Origin of the sequence: Candidatus Villigracilis proximus, from assembly GCF_016717045.1 — a bacterium.
Classification (GTDB): Bacteria; Chloroflexota; Anaerolineae; order Anaerolineales; family Villigracilaceae; genus Villigracilis; species Villigracilis proximus.
This window is the reverse complement of the sequence record NZ_JADJUO010000007.1, coordinates 54,990-68,499: the sequence shown is the minus strand read 5'-3', so window position 1 is coordinate 68,499 and position 13,510 is coordinate 54,990. Positions and strand designations below refer to the sequence as shown.

Annotated in this window: 11 protein-coding genes; 3 read left to right on the top strand and 8 right to left on the bottom strand. The window is 48.7% G+C overall.

Annotation, left to right across the window (positions count from 1 at the left end):
- Nucleotides 1-76 precede the first annotated feature (76 nt).
- The 3 genes from IPL71_RS08830 to IPL71_RS08820 all read left to right on the top strand — a co-directional run bounded on the left by IPL71_RS08830 (nucleotide 77) and on the right by IPL71_RS08820 (nucleotide 2,159).
- A complete protein-coding gene (locus tag IPL71_RS08830) occupies nucleotides 77-952 on the top strand; it encodes a dihydropteroate synthase (protein ID WP_345320808.1) in 876 nt (291 codons plus the stop codon).
- A 135-nt stretch (nucleotides 953-1,087) separates the two neighbouring features.
- Nucleotides 1,088-1,909, top strand: a complete 822-nt coding sequence (locus tag IPL71_RS08825) for an alpha/beta hydrolase family protein (RefSeq protein WP_345320807.1) — start codon at nucleotides 1,088-1,090, stop codon at nucleotides 1,907-1,909.
- Entirely contained in the window at nucleotides 1,860-2,159 is a 300-nt protein-coding gene (locus IPL71_RS08820) for an alpha/beta hydrolase family protein (protein WP_345320805.1), read from the top strand. Before IPL71_RS08825 ends, IPL71_RS08820 begins: the two co-directional genes overlap by 50 nt.
- Before the next feature lie 63 nt (nucleotides 2,160-2,222).
- Here the strand turns inward: IPL71_RS08820 and IPL71_RS08815 are convergent, their stop codons facing one another.
- The 8 genes from IPL71_RS08815 to IPL71_RS08780 form a co-directional block, all read right to left on the bottom strand.
- Nucleotides 2,223-4,193 carry a cation:proton antiporter domain-containing protein gene (locus IPL71_RS08815; protein ID WP_345320803.1) on the bottom strand — a complete coding sequence of 657 codons (1,971 nt, stop codon included), beginning with the start codon at nucleotides 4,191-4,193 and terminating at the stop codon, nucleotides 2,223-2,225.
- Between the two features lie 118 nt (nucleotides 4,194-4,311).
- Entirely contained in the window at nucleotides 4,312-4,671 is a 360-nt protein-coding gene (locus tag IPL71_RS08810) for a response regulator transcription factor (protein WP_345320801.1), read from the bottom strand.
- Between the two features lies 1 nt (nucleotide 4,672).
- Nucleotides 4,673-8,128, bottom strand: a complete 3,456-nt coding sequence (locus tag IPL71_RS08805) for a PAS domain S-box protein (protein WP_345320799.1) — start codon at nucleotides 8,126-8,128, stop codon at nucleotides 4,673-4,675.
- Nucleotides 8,125-8,928 (bottom strand): histidine kinase N-terminal 7TM domain-containing protein, encoded by an 804-nt coding sequence (locus tag IPL71_RS08800; protein WP_345320797.1) that lies wholly within the window; start codon nucleotides 8,926-8,928, stop codon nucleotides 8,125-8,127. The genes IPL71_RS08805 and IPL71_RS08800 overlap by 4 nt, the downstream gene beginning before the upstream one ends.
- 96 nt (nucleotides 8,929-9,024) lie before the next feature.
- Nucleotides 9,025-10,329, bottom strand: coding sequence for a molybdopterin-binding protein (locus IPL71_RS08795; RefSeq protein ID WP_345320795.1), 1,305 nt, complete (start codon nucleotides 10,327-10,329; stop codon nucleotides 9,025-9,027).
- Nucleotides 10,330-10,331: 2 nt separating this feature from the next.
- Nucleotides 10,332-11,189: a UbiA prenyltransferase family protein gene (locus IPL71_RS08790; protein ID WP_345320793.1), complete on the bottom strand. Its 858-nt coding sequence runs from the start codon at nucleotides 11,187-11,189 to the stop codon at nucleotides 10,332-10,334.
- Between the two features lie 227 nt (nucleotides 11,190-11,416).
- On the bottom strand, nucleotides 11,417-12,907 hold the full coding sequence (locus tag IPL71_RS08785) for an aminotransferase class I/II-fold pyridoxal phosphate-dependent enzyme (protein ID WP_345320791.1): 1,491 nt from the start codon (nucleotides 12,905-12,907) through the stop codon (nucleotides 11,417-11,419).
- A gap of 132 nt (nucleotides 12,908-13,039) precedes the next feature.
- Nucleotides 13,040-13,510, bottom strand: coding sequence for a DinB family protein (locus tag IPL71_RS08780; RefSeq protein ID WP_345320789.1), 471 nt, complete (start codon nucleotides 13,508-13,510; stop codon nucleotides 13,040-13,042).

Genomic DNA, 13,510 nt, shown 5'->3' with positions numbered 1-13,510 from the left:
CGAAGGAAAACCAAAACCTTTCCACTTTGTGTACTTCGTGTCCTTTGTGTTTAATCTTTTTTTATTCGGAGGGCACATGCATACAATTCTAAAGTCGGGCAGTAAGGAAGTTGTCATTGGCATTGATAAACCATTTGTCATCATCGGAGAGAAGATCAATCCAACAGGCATGAAGAAGCTGGGGCAGGCTCTGGTGGATGGCAATATGGAGTATGTCATCCAACTCGCGAAGAGACAGGTCGCCTGGGGCGCGGATGTTTTGGATGTCAACGTTGGTCATCCGCAAATTGAAGAAGTGGAGATCATGCCAATTGTGGTCGAGGCTGTTAAATCTGCGGTGGATGTGCCTTTGTGTATTGACTCGAACGATCCGAAGATCCTCGAAGCGGGATTAAAGGTCGCGCCGGGGAAACCGCTGATTAACTCTGTCAACGGGGAGGAAAAACAATTGGCGAGTGTCCTGCCGCTCGTTAAAGAAAGAGGCGCGGCAGTCCTCGGGCTGACAATTGGCGAAGATGGAATCCCAGCCACAGCGGAAGATCGCCTTAAGGTTGCAGGTCATATTATTGAACGTGCCGCGAAGATGGGAATCCCGATTGAAGATGTGATCATCGATCCGCTGGTGATGACGGTCGGTCATAACAGCATGGCCGCAACGGTGACCTTGAAAGCGATCGAATTAATTAGAAAAGAATACGGCGTGAATATGAGTCTCGGTGCGAGCAATGTTTCGTTCGGCTTGCCCGACCGTCACTCGGTGAACAGCTCTTTTCTTTCATTGGCGATTCAAGCGGGCGTTACGTGCTCGATCACTGATCCGATTAAATTAGGCAGTTCGATTCGTGCAACCGATTTGCTTTTGGGTAAAGATGCAAACTCAATGCGCTATCTGAAATATTTCCGTGCTACAGAGAAATTGCGCGAGGCAGAAGCGGGGCAAAGTAAAGAGTAATAAGTAAAAAGGTGGTTTGGAGTGCGGACTTTAGTCCGCTTCGTTGATAATGTAAATAAGTAGAAGATAAATAAACAGCAGGAGGCGGTAATAAACTGTCTCCTGCTGTTTTCTTAATCGATAAGGAGCTCCGAGATGAAAAAACTTTTATTGGTTTTGATGATCGTTATTGTTTTTATTACCGCCTGCACCGTACAAGCGACTCTGCCCGCGAGTACCCCGGTCGCTTTTACTGAAACGACAGCTGCAACAGAGACGTTGATCCCGACTTCTACTTTTACAATGACGCCGCCTCCAACGGCAACTCCCATTCCGCACCCGATGAGTATTGTCGCCATGCGGGCGGGGGAGTATCCCGGCAGTGAGATCACGATCGTTAAAGAGTTGGATAAAGGCGCAAATTATCGCCGGTATTATTCATATTATCTTTCAGAGGGATTAAAGATATATGCGTTACTTACCGTTCCCGAAGGTGAAATGCCTGAAGGCGGCTGGCCGGCGATCGTTTTCAATCATGGATATATTCCGCCCGATGTGTATAAAACAACCGAAAGATATATTGCCTATGTCGATGAAATTGCGCGCTCGGGATATGTTGTTTTTCGCATTGATTATCGCGGACATGATGCATCAGAAGGCGAAGCAACCGGTGCGTATGGTCACCCCGGTTATCAAATTGATGTGCTCAATGCGGTTTCGTCCATTCAACAATTGCCCGAAGTGAATCCCGATAAGATCGGAATGTGGGGACATTCAATGGGCGGTTATCTCACATTGCGCACAATGGTCATTTCGAAGGATGTAAAAGTCGGCGTGATCTGGGCGGGCGTGGTCGCTTCCTATACTGACTTGCTTTACAACTGGCGGCGCACGGGTTTCGTTCACGCCATCGCCGAGTTCGCGCGGTGTGGGCTGGCGCACAGGATGGATCGAAGCATACGGCTCGCCCGAAGATAACTCCGCGTTTTGGGACTCTGTCTCTGCCACATCATATCTCGCGGATCTTTCTGGACCGTTGGAGCTGCACCACGGAACCGAAGATGAAGACGTCCCTTTGGCATTTTCGCTCCGCCTGGCCGAGCAGGCCCGCAACGCAGGCCAAATTGCCGACTTATATACATATGAAGGCGACAACCATAACATTTCTGGAAACTTCTCAACTGCCATGCAAAGAACGATCGCTTTCTTTGATTCTGTTTTGAAATAATCGTTAAATAAAAAATGCAAAGACTCTTATCGCCTTTGCATTTTTTATTTAATATTTTATTGGCTACTTATCGAAATGCAGGACGGCGAGGTTGCCGTCGAATGATTTTGCTAATTGTTCGGGAATATTTCCCAGTGTGTCCACTACGCGTTTGCGGGAACCGAAACCGGGTAGTACAAGAAAACTGCTGATCGATTCGTGCTCGAGGTTTTCAGGTTTGAGATGATCTTTCAGCACTTCGATCTCAATGGAGTGGTCGGAGTTTGCTGTGGCGAGCAGGGCTTCAAAGGTTTGCATGTAACTCGAATCCGCGCGGATGACTAATGGCACATTCAAGGCTTTTGCTAAAATAATATTAGCCTGTAACATGCGCCGCAAAATGATCGGCGGGACAGTTTTCGCGGGGACAATAAATACAACCTTTTGCATACTGTTCAATGGCAGTTCGAGTTTGCCGATCAGGACCGGCGTATCTGAACCCCAAATGACTTCATCTAAAACGGAGCCGAGCACGTTTTCACGCAACGTCCGCTTGCCGCGCCAGCCCATGACGATACGTGTTGCATTCTTCTCCTGCGCAGTGTGCAGGATGCCTTGCGCATGCGATGCGGCCATGCGTGGAATGAGTTCGATCTCGGTTTCAGGGTCGTTCAAAGATTCGGTGACTCGTCCGAGCAGGTCTTTGTGACTGTATAGACTGCTGTCTTTATTGGGTCCCAGATCTTTGGCAACGCTCACCGCGAGTACTTTCCCATGGGAGGTATGTGCCAGCAGAATTGCGAGTGTGATCAGTCCCTCGGATTGTTTCTGTTCGGACACGGGCACCAGCACTCTGCCAAAGAGCGGCAAAGGCTTATCGTCTTCTTCAACAATTTGCAGGTCAGGAGCGAAGCGCTGGACGATTAAGGGAGATGTAATTGAAGTGAGGAGAATCATCAGGATGGCGGCATTGAAAAGGGTCGAGTCGAAAAGTCCAGTTTCCAAACCGATGACAAGTGTTGGGATAGTGACTGCGGCTTGCGCGTGTGAGAGGCCGTAGACGGTCCAGAATTCGGATTTGGTGTATTTGTAAATTTTGGCGGTGACCCAGGCAGCGAGGAGCTTGGAGACGTACGCGACGATGGTGACGCCGATGGCGACGATGATGGTCTGCGGGCTTTTGAGGAAGGTCAGCGGGTCGGTGATGAGTCCGCTGTAGAGCAGGAAGACGGGAATGAAAAATGATTCGCCGATGAACAGCACGTGACCGGTGACCGGGCTGTGGCGCGGAAGCATGGAGTTAACGGCCAGCCCTGCAAGAAAGGCGCCAACTACTTCATGCACGCCGATCAATTCAGCAAGAAAGGCAGATACAAAAAGGACAACGATCACGAATTGAAATTCGACGGCGCGGCCGGTGAGTTTTTGAAAAATAAATTTTCCAAGGCGCGGCAAGCCGAAGATGATAACCGCAGTAAAGATGGCGAGCATGATTAGCAATTGTGCAAAATAGCCGAATGTAAATCCGCCGCCTGATTTTGCCCCGAGCACAACTGCCAAAACAATGAACGCGCCGATGTCTGTCAGTACGGTTGCGCCGATGGTAACTGCAATGGCTTCATTACGAGTGACACCAAGTTTTGTGAGAATGGGAAATGCGATCAATGTGTGCGAGGCAAATGCCGAACCAAGCAGAATCATGCCCAGCAGGTCGAGGCCGAGGATGTAGCCAAGCCCCATGCCCATCAGTTGTGGAAATGTGAATGTGATGATTCCAAAAACCAGCGCCCGCGTGCGGACTCGCATGAACTGATTAATGTCCACTTCGAGGCCGGCGCTGAACATGAGATAAACAAGGCCGATGGTGGCGAGAAATTCGATGCGGTCGCCGTCGGCCATGAGTCCAAATCCATGCGGGCCGATCAGCATGCCGCCGATGATGATTCCGATGATGCCGGGCAGCCTTAATCTTTCGGAGAGCAGCGGCGTGATGAGAATGATCGCCATTGCAAGTAAAAAGAAACCAACAGGTTTATTGAAGAGTTCAAGAAGCATGGAATACCTTTTAAGGATTAAGGATAAATGAAGTAAATAAATAAAAGGCCAAAAAATCCCTGGTTTATTTACTTCATTCTGATTCTAACTGAGCAATGTGTTTAGCGGCAGTGTGGTCTTAGGATTCGTTTTTTATCGATTCGGCAAGTCTTAATAAACTGGCAACGCTAACGGGTTTTACAAGAATATGGTTGGCTTTTCCGCTTAGTGTTTTTGCTTTGATGAAGTCTGCGGTGACCACTGCGATGATGGTGTTTGGGTATTTGGCGTGGATCACATCCAGAACGTCGCCGCCAAAGGCAAAAGGGAGATGAAGATCGAGAATAACAAGATCAGGCTGACGGGCGTCCAGAAGTGCGCGGTAGCGATTTCCATTTTCGTCGAGGTCGGTTTCGTATCCAGCTTGCTGCAGGGCGGTTTGGTAGATTATTCCGAGTTTGGGGTCGTCTTCAATAACCAGGGCGTAGGGTTGTGTCATGCTATTCTCCGGGGGCGTTTAGGATGGGCAGGGTGACTATGAATAGACTTCCTACCCCAAGTTGACTTTCAAGGCTGATCTTTCCACCCATTAATTCAATGAGTTGTTTTGTGATGGCGAGTCCGAGGCCGGAGCCGCGATTTTCACGGGTGATCGAATTGCTTACCTGACGGAAGGGTTCAAATATGGTTTGCTGATCTTCCACGGAAATGCCCGTGCCCGTATCGCGAACTTCGATCGACCATTGCGCGGGTGTGGGGCGTTTAAGGCTGACTCTGATTTCACCTGCTTTTGTGAATTTGATGGCGTTGCCTTCGAGGTTGATAAGGACTTGCTGTAAACGATTGAGATCGCCGTATAGTTCACTGGGCAGTTCGGGGTCAATCTCAACGTGGAAGGCGAGTCCTTTTTTATCTGCGAGGGTGGACATGGTGTTCTTTGTTTTTTCAAGCAGATCCACAGGGTTGAAGTATTCATTATATAGGCTGATGGATTTGGATTCGATCTGTGATTCGTCCAGCAGGTCGTTGACGATGACGGTGAGATAATCGGTGCTTTCAATAATGTTGTTAACGGCGTTGAGCTGCTCTTCGGTGAGAGGGCCGAACGCCTTGAATTGAAGCAGTTCAGCATACCCCAAAATCCCATTGAGCGGGGTGCGGAGTTCGTGGCTGACTCTTGATAGCAATTGACTCTTGAAGCGGCTGGCATCCAGCGCCTGATCGCGTGAAAGGGCAAGCGACTCTTGCGCCTGTTTGAGCTGTGTGATGTTGCGCGCCACTGCCTGGAAGCCGATGATCTGTTCTCCATCCATGATGAGTTGCACGTTTTGTCCGACCCATACGATATGACCGTCTGTGGTTACTGCGGGAAATTCGTAATAGGTGTTTTTCGTTTTGCTAATGAATTGATGGTCGTAGGTTCGTTTTAATTTATGGCGTGATTCGGGTGTGGTGAGTTCGAGATAATGTTTACCCAGCACTTCCGCTTCATGGGTATATCCCATCATGTGCAGTGCGGAGGGGTTGGCGTATGTAAAACGCCCGGATGTGTCAGCGCGATAAATAATGTCGCTGGCGTTTTCCACGATCTGACGGAAGCGTGCTTCACTTTCCTGCAAGAGGACTTCGGTGCGCTTGCGTTCAGTGATCTCCTTTACGGCAGAGTCGTACAGGTTGGCATTATCCAGTACCAGTGCAACGAGCCGCACAAATAAAATTCCAGTTTCAATTTGCTCGGCGGTAAATGCGTAGCCGGGTTCGGTGCGTGCCAGGGCAAGCACGCCCAGGCAGCGGTCTCCGGCCATGACGGGAATTTCAGCCGCAGCATAAAGTGTGAGGGCATCGTACTCCTGGCGTCTATCTTTCCAGGAATGATAGTCTTCCAGCACGATGGGTTGGTGTGAATTAAATGCCTGCCATGAGAGTCTTGAAGGATCACGCGGGGACCGTTCGCCTTTTATGTCGACCTGGTCGCCTGTGAATGCTTCCACAACCAGATCGCCATCCTGTTCCAGTAGCAGTTTGCTGTATGGGGCGTCCAACAGAATGGCGGAGCGGTCTACGATGACTTGCAGAAGGTCATTGATCTCGCGCCGGTTGAGCAGGTCGAGTGTGATTTGATGCAAAATGGAAAGGTAGTCGTTTTGTTTTTGTAACTGATTCTGCAAAATCTTTTGTTCGGTAATATCCTGTTTGATCTCAACGAAGTTGATCACATCGCCGTCGCGATTAAGGACCGGGGCGATCGTGGCAGATTCCCAAAACACGGAGCCGTTCTTGCGATGATTTTCGAATTCTCCATGCCATATCCGCCCATCTGTGACGGTCAACCACCACTCGTCCTGACTGAAATCAGACGTGGTTCCGATGCCATTCATCAGTGCAATTGGGGATTTCCCGAGTGCTTCCTCTGAAGAGTAGCCGGTCACTTCGCTAAATTTGGGGTTGACGTATTCGATCAGTCCATTTTTATCCATTACGATGACGGTATTTCCGCTTTGTTCCACGGCCTGGGAAAGTTTTTGTAATTGCTCTTCCACCTGTCTGCGGGCTGTAATATCTTCTTTCACAGCGACATAATTGGTGATCACGCCGTCCTGATCCAATACCGGGGCGATCGTGGCAGACTCCCAATATAAAGTGCCATCCTTGCGTTTATTAAGAAATTCGCCGTTCCAGATATTCCCGGCTGAGATGGTCTGCCATAATCGCTTGTAATGTTCGGCTGGCTGTTTGCCTGATTGGAGAATGCGCGAGTTGTTTCCCATTGCTTCCGCAATTGAATACCCGGTGGACTGTTCAAATTTCGGATTGACGTATTCAATATTTCCATTTGCGTCGGTGATCACGATCGTATTGCCGCTTTGTTCAATGGCGCGGTAGTACTTTCTCATTTGTCTGCTTATGGTAACCGCCTGATCGCGGGCTTCAGCAAGATCATGAGTGCGTTCCTCTACGCGTTGTTCAAGCAGGTCGTGTTCCTGCTGTAAAAGGTTAAGAGTTTGGGTTTCCTTTTGCCATGCAAGGTTAAGATTGCGCATTAATGCGTTAATGGATATCACCAGCGCCGTCGCAGCAGCCATGTAGGTGGTGATACTGGATATTGCGCCCGCGATACTGTCGGGAAGGATATATCCGCCGATCCCCACTGGACGATGCATGCCGGACAGGATTAAAAAACCAAAAATGGAAAGAGTAACCAGCGATACGAACAATGTCCGCAGGCCGCCGCTCAGGCCTTCAAGCAATACACCCAAAACAACGATCGAAATAAAATAAGTAAAGGCTTCCACTGAATAGCCAAAGTTGAAAAGTTCAATAAAAGCCAGCCCAAAGATGGTTAAAATAAATGCTGTGGTGCGAATGCGAAGCGGGGGTGTGCGCCATAAAGCCAGTACCCAGAAGATCACCACGACACTGATGATGGTTAAGGTGTAAATGAAAAGTCCGCTTACAGAGGGCAGAGACAATACCACCGAAACCGTGCCGATGACCGCCACGACCCGCAGCATGACCGTAAAAACGCGTTCTATGGTGCGCGCCCAACTCGGATTAATATCCGTGCCAATGAGCAGGTCATCTCTGTGCGGCGGGGAAAAGAAATTAAGAATCGCATTCCATATTTTGTTTTTAGATTTATCCTCACGGGTTGAAGAACTTTCCGGCGTTCCGCTCGTCAGTGGAGTTGGAACAGGTTCGCGCACGGCAAACCTTGGCTGAGGTATTTCGTCCTCGTCCATGACGCGCAGCAGAATAACGCGCCCAACAAGTTGATCCTGTTGATCTTGCAGCGGAGAAAGACGCACTTCATAGCGACGTTCGGCATCTCCCTCTCCCACCGATATTTCATCTCTTGCATCCGTCACATTGCGGAAGCGCTCCATCAAATGCGCCCAGGGAGAAAAAATATCCCCTGCTGTTTTTCCGATGGCGTTCGCAACGGGAACTCCGATCATGCGCGTGCGGCATTGTTGATGTCTATTACGTTTCCTTTTACATCAAGCACGATCATCCCCTCACGCATCGAATCTACCACACGGTCGCGCGCCATGGGTGCGATATCCATTAAGCGAAAACCAAAGATCGCCCATACCAGAGCTGCAACACTAATCGTAAATGCGAACGGAGTCAGGTCTAGATATGCGATTGGACTATTTCCGGTTACATAGAGGGCGTTGCCGATCCACGGGGCGAGTACGGCAATAAAGAATAGTATTCTCTGTCCACGGAATGCGCCGCGTGCCCGGACCAGTGAACGCACCATGATGGTTGTTCCGGCCAGCAGTAAAAGCTGGGAATATCCCCAGTACACCCAGAACCATAGTCCATGCGACAATTGAAGAGCCGAAAAATCACCTTCTCGAATAATCCTGAACTCTGTCCAGACCAACCCGTGTAACTCGGTTGTAAATGTCAGCACAAGGGTAACGAGAGGAATAACGCTTAGCCACGCCACAGTGCGGCGCATAAATTGATGGGATGGGTTGGTATAGGTAAGTGCAAAAAATAACCATGCCACTGGAATTGTTGCAATTCCAAGGTATTGAAACTTCCCCCAGAATAATTTTGTTGCAAGGTCAGCGCCGGCAATTTCCAGCGCATGTCCTGTGCTCCATGCCGCAACACCTGCCGCCAAAAGAACAAGCATCAAGATGGATTTTGTTTTACGATGCGGCCATATATAAAATAAAGCCCAGCCCGAAATCAATGCGGCGATGACGAGGGAGAGGATGTATGGGGAGTATTCGAAACTCATAAGGTTATCCTTGAAAATAGATAACGAATTATATAACAGGCGAACATTTATTTCGTTGCAAAGGCATAAAAAGGAAAGAGATTATTGGATCCCCGTCTATATCAAAACAACTTCTGTCATTTCGCCCGCGCTTAATCCAGTGGCATCGGGGTGAATGCGCAGCAAGCCGTCAGCAGATGCAAGTGTGAAAATTAAATTTGATTTCCCAAATATCGGTTCGGCGTTCCACTTCCCACTTTCCACTTGATTTAATTTCACCGGCCACCAATCTTCGCGGCCAGCTTGCGATGGAAGGTTGACTGTCAATTTTGCCATGATTGTTGCTTTTGGTTTTGGCAGTGCGCCCAATAATTTTTCAATGACCGGCACAACAAATAAATATCCATTCACCAATGCGCTGACGGGGTTGCCCGGCAGGCCGATCACTGCTTTGCCGTTGCACACGCCGAGGATCGTTGGCTTGCCGGGTCTTGTATTAATTCCATGCACCAACACGCCGGGTTCACCAAGTGTGCGGATGACATCTGCTGTCATGTCTCTGGTGGATGCGGATGAGCCTGCGGTGATGATCAGCACGTCACATGCGGATAACGCCTGCGCCGCCGCTTCTTTCAACACTGAAAACTGGTCGCTAAAAATCCCATAGCGGATTGCCTCCCCGCCGCTTTTTTCGACGAGCGCGCCGAGGGTATACGAGTTGATATCGCGGACTTGTCCGGGGCGCGGTGCTTGATTTGGATTAATGACTTCATCGCCGGTTGAGATTAATCCAACGCGCGGTTTCTTTGCAATGTTGATGGATGTGAATCCAAGTGCCATTAATCCGCCAATTTCTGCGGGACGGATCTGTGTGCCGGCGGGAATCACTAATTGATTCTCGGCCACATCTTCACCGATGCGGATCACGTTTTCACCGTCTGCTACAGATTTAAAGATTTCGATTTCAGATTCCGTAGGGGCAGGGCTTGTCCCTGCCCTTGTTGTTTCTGTTGAATCTGGGCGACCATCAAGGTCGCCCTTACGGACTATCTGTGTGTATTCGATCATCACGGCAGCATCTGCGCCTTTGGGGAGCATGCCGCCGGTGTGGATCAGGGCGCATTGGCCAGCGCTTATTTCAAAGGTTGGTGTATCTCCCATTGGAACTTCCCCAATCAAGGTTAAGTACGCGGGGAGTGAGTCACTTGCGCCGAAGGTATCTTTGGCGCGGACGGCGTAACCGTCCACGGTGGTGCGGGGGAAATCTGGTAACGGGTGCGGCGCAAATACGTCAGATGCGGTGAAGCGGCCGAGAGCGTGGATAACTTCTACAGATTCAGAGCCAATTGTCGGCGGAGGGAGATGCGCGAGTAATTCGTCGCGGGCTTGGTCGGGCGGGAGGAGAGTCAAAAATTCGGGCACGGTTATCTAATCCAAAAAGTAAGAGTTAAGAAATAGGTGGTCAGTCCAAAGACAGCGAGGGCGGTGGTGGTGAGTAGAGTCCAGTTTGGTTTGCCGCCAAGTGAGATATTGCGCAGGAGAACGATTTGTAAAATGGCGAAGGGCAGGGTGAGCAAGGCGGGCCAGAGAACGGAGAAGCCGAGTATGGGCGCGATGGCGAAGATGCTGTAGGTAAAGACGATCAAGCTGTGATGCAGCGGTACGGCGCGTTCCCAAGTGAGAAGGCGCAGAAATGTTCCGCGCTGATATTTTTGGTCATCTGAAAATGTTTGAAAGTTGAGAATGAGAAAATATGCGAGCGCCAATGCGGTGAGCGGAACGAGAATGAAGATCAATAGGCGATGATTTTCTTTGGCTTGTAAAAGGAATCCGATGGACGGAATGATGTAGGCAATGTGTGCGGCGAGAGCTGCTTCGCCAAATCCGCGATTGAGCAGGCGGATGGGAGGGATGGCGTAGGAGAGAATAAGGATGAAGGATGAAAGAAGAAAAAGGAAAGAGGAAAGCGCGAGGGCTTTGTTGAGATAGAGAAGGTAGACGATAAATGCGGTGACGGTTAATGCGGCGATTGAGATATAAAGTAGGTTGTTGCGCAAAGTCTCTTTTTGCTGCGGAGTTTCATTCTCGATTAGTGGTTCATTGTGTGGACGAAAAACTTCGGCGAGCAATGACATGCTGAGTTGTGCGAGGAGAACACCTGCGAGTCCGAGTGCAAAGATTGTTGGCTGCAAAAAATTCCCGAGATAAGCAGGGATGCTCGCGCCGAGCGTATATGTCAACGCGGCGAGAAGGAGGTGGAGAGGACGGGAGAGTTTTAGCAATTTACGATTTCCGATTTTGGATTTACGATTTTTGGTTGCTAACAGTATATCCATTTGGGCATAAGGATTTAATAAATTCTAAACCCGATTTTGAGAACGGAGTTTCCCAGACTACAGATGATAAATCTGTTTCGAGAATGCTCAAAGAGGATTCGATAATATATTTTGCAAGCCCTTTGTTTCTATAATTACCAGCTAGCCAAATCATCTTTACCAACCACACAGGTTTATCTATGCTTTTTGGGGAAAAACTTAATGTCAAAGTAGCCAATTATTCTACTTTTGGTGCAAAGCAGGAAAAACTTATGTTCAGGTACAACAGGAAAAAGAAGTCGGACGTGATAAGTAAAATTATCACGAAATAATGAGGCGCTTATAAATTTCGAAATTTTATTTAGACGATTAAATTGCGGAAGAGTAGAGTTTGAGTCAATGATTATTAATTGATAATCATTATTTTTCGCTATAACACGATCAAGTTTTGATATTCTAATTTGAATGCCTTTTACAGCACTTTCGTGAAACTTTTCATGATGTTCAGATTCACCTGCTATAGAAGGAAAATATGAATAATTACATATTTTACAAAATATTGGTGAGTCATGCACTTGTTTTTTTCCTAAATACTCATTCAATCTTTCAATGCCTTGCGGAAAATTCTTTCTGCCGAGTCCTAAGCGGAAATGATTTCTTGAGTCATCATACATGGTGCCTGGGAGAAGTAAAACGCCGGCCTTGCGGACAAGGTCATCGCAGAATTTTTCGATGTCGCCTTTCAGGAGTTTGGGGAATCCCATTGAACCCGCCTGTGGACGGACCCAGGTGAAAAGCGAAGAGTGAGCAGCAAAAAAATCATCAACGACGGCGAGGTTGGTTTTGATGATGCCGAGGTTGCGGTCAATGAGTTTTTGGCGGTGACGCATGGCAACTTCCGCAAGGAGTTCGCTGGGTGCGGAATTGCAGATGGTGGTGTAGTCTTTGAGGGAAGCCATGTTCTCGTAGACTTTTTTATTTTTTGTCGCGATCCACCCAATGCGCAGACCGGCGAGGCCATAGGTTTTAGATGTGACGCCAAGTGAAACGGCGTGCTCGCCATAGTCACAGGCGGCAGGCAGACGAATTGCCGGGTCGTATTCTGACTCGCGATAGACTTCGTCGGAGAAGAGAAGCAACTTCTTCTCCTGCACAAATTTATTCAGTTCGTCAAAGTCCGTGCGAGACATGAGGTAGCCGGTTGGGTTGTTCGGCATGTTGATGATGACTGCTTTTGTGGTGGTGCGCATGAGGTGGCGGAGTTCGTTCAGGTCAAGCGCCCAGTCATTTTCTTCACGCGCCAGCCATGGGCTGATCTGACAACCGATTCCCTTTGCAACTTCACTCAAGGATTGATAGTGCGGCGAATGCACGATGATGTGGTCATTATCTTTTAACATGGCGTGCATGAAAAGATAGATCGCTTCGCCCGCGCCGGTGTGGACAAGGATGTTTTCCGGCTGCATGGTGGTGTAAATATTGCAGATCTCTTTTCGTAAAGCAGGGCTGCCCTGCGACTCGGTATAGCCGAGCCATGTATTTTGAAGTTTCTCCGCTGCACCTTCTTCGAAGGCAAGCAAATCCGCAATGGACATGGCTTCACAGTCGGAGGAGCACAGCAGGAATTCAGTATTGAATTCATATTTGGCGAAATAACGTTCGAGTTTGAAAGGAGGAAGGTTCATGTGGGGAAGGATGGGGAAAAGGATGAAGGATGAAAGATGAAGGATGAAGGATGAAAAGAGAAGAGCGGAAATGAGGTGTGTATTTTGCGTTTACTTCTCACTTTTCACTTCTCACGTTTTACTCCCAACTTTCTACTTCAATACCTTCTTCAAATCACGATAATGGACTTGGTTATGGATATACAACATCTTGACCATTTCACGCAGGGTGGTTTGTTCGAGAAATGGATGTCGACCAACCATCTCAAGTTCTGAGTCTTTTAATCCTGAAACCCATGTGACTGTTTCTGCGCGAGTGGATTCGTATTTCTCAAGCAATTCTGCAACGGGTAAGTCTTTGGTCTTCGCCTGCTGCGATTCATTGTACCGGTCAATTGAGAAGTCGTCTGCGGCACCGCTTCCTCCCAGACGGATCTGCTCAAACAGCTTCACCAGTCCGCGCTCAGAGGTGACAAAATGCGAAAGGACATTGCGGATGGTCCATGTCGTACCTTCGGTGTAGACTTCCGCTTGCCATTGTTCGTCAGTTAATGCAGAGAAAATCCCGACAAATTTTTCGCCTTCAGCTCTCAATTTTTCAGCAATTTCGTCAACTTCAGACAT

Coding starts and splice junctions, on each gene's coding strand:
- IPL71_RS08805 (WP_345320799.1), bottom strand. CDS start 8,128: ATGATCGGAGTTCCCGTTGCGAACGCCATCGGAAAAACAGCAGGGGAT.
- IPL71_RS08785 (WP_345320791.1), bottom strand. CDS start 12,907: ATGAACCTTCCTCCTTTCAAACTCGAACGTTATTTCGCCAAATATGAA.
- IPL71_RS08810 (WP_345320801.1), bottom strand. CDS start 4,671: ATGACACAACCCTACGCCCTGGTTATTGAAGACGACCCCAAACTCGGA.
- IPL71_RS08780 (WP_345320789.1), bottom strand. CDS start 13,510: ATGTCTGAAGTTGACGAAATTGCTGAAAAATTGAGAGCTGAAGGCGAA.
- IPL71_RS08800 (WP_345320797.1), bottom strand. CDS start 8,928: ATGAGTTTCGAATACTCCCCATACATCCTCTCCCTCGTCATCGCCGCA.
- IPL71_RS08815 (WP_345320803.1), bottom strand. CDS start 4,193: ATGCTTCTTGAACTCTTCAATAAACCTGTTGGTTTCTTTTTACTTGCA.
- IPL71_RS08825 (WP_345320807.1), top strand. CDS start 1,088: ATGAAAAAACTTTTATTGGTTTTGATGATCGTTATTGTTTTTATTACC.
- IPL71_RS08830 (WP_345320808.1), top strand. CDS start 77: ATGCATACAATTCTAAAGTCGGGCAGTAAGGAAGTTGTCATTGGCATT.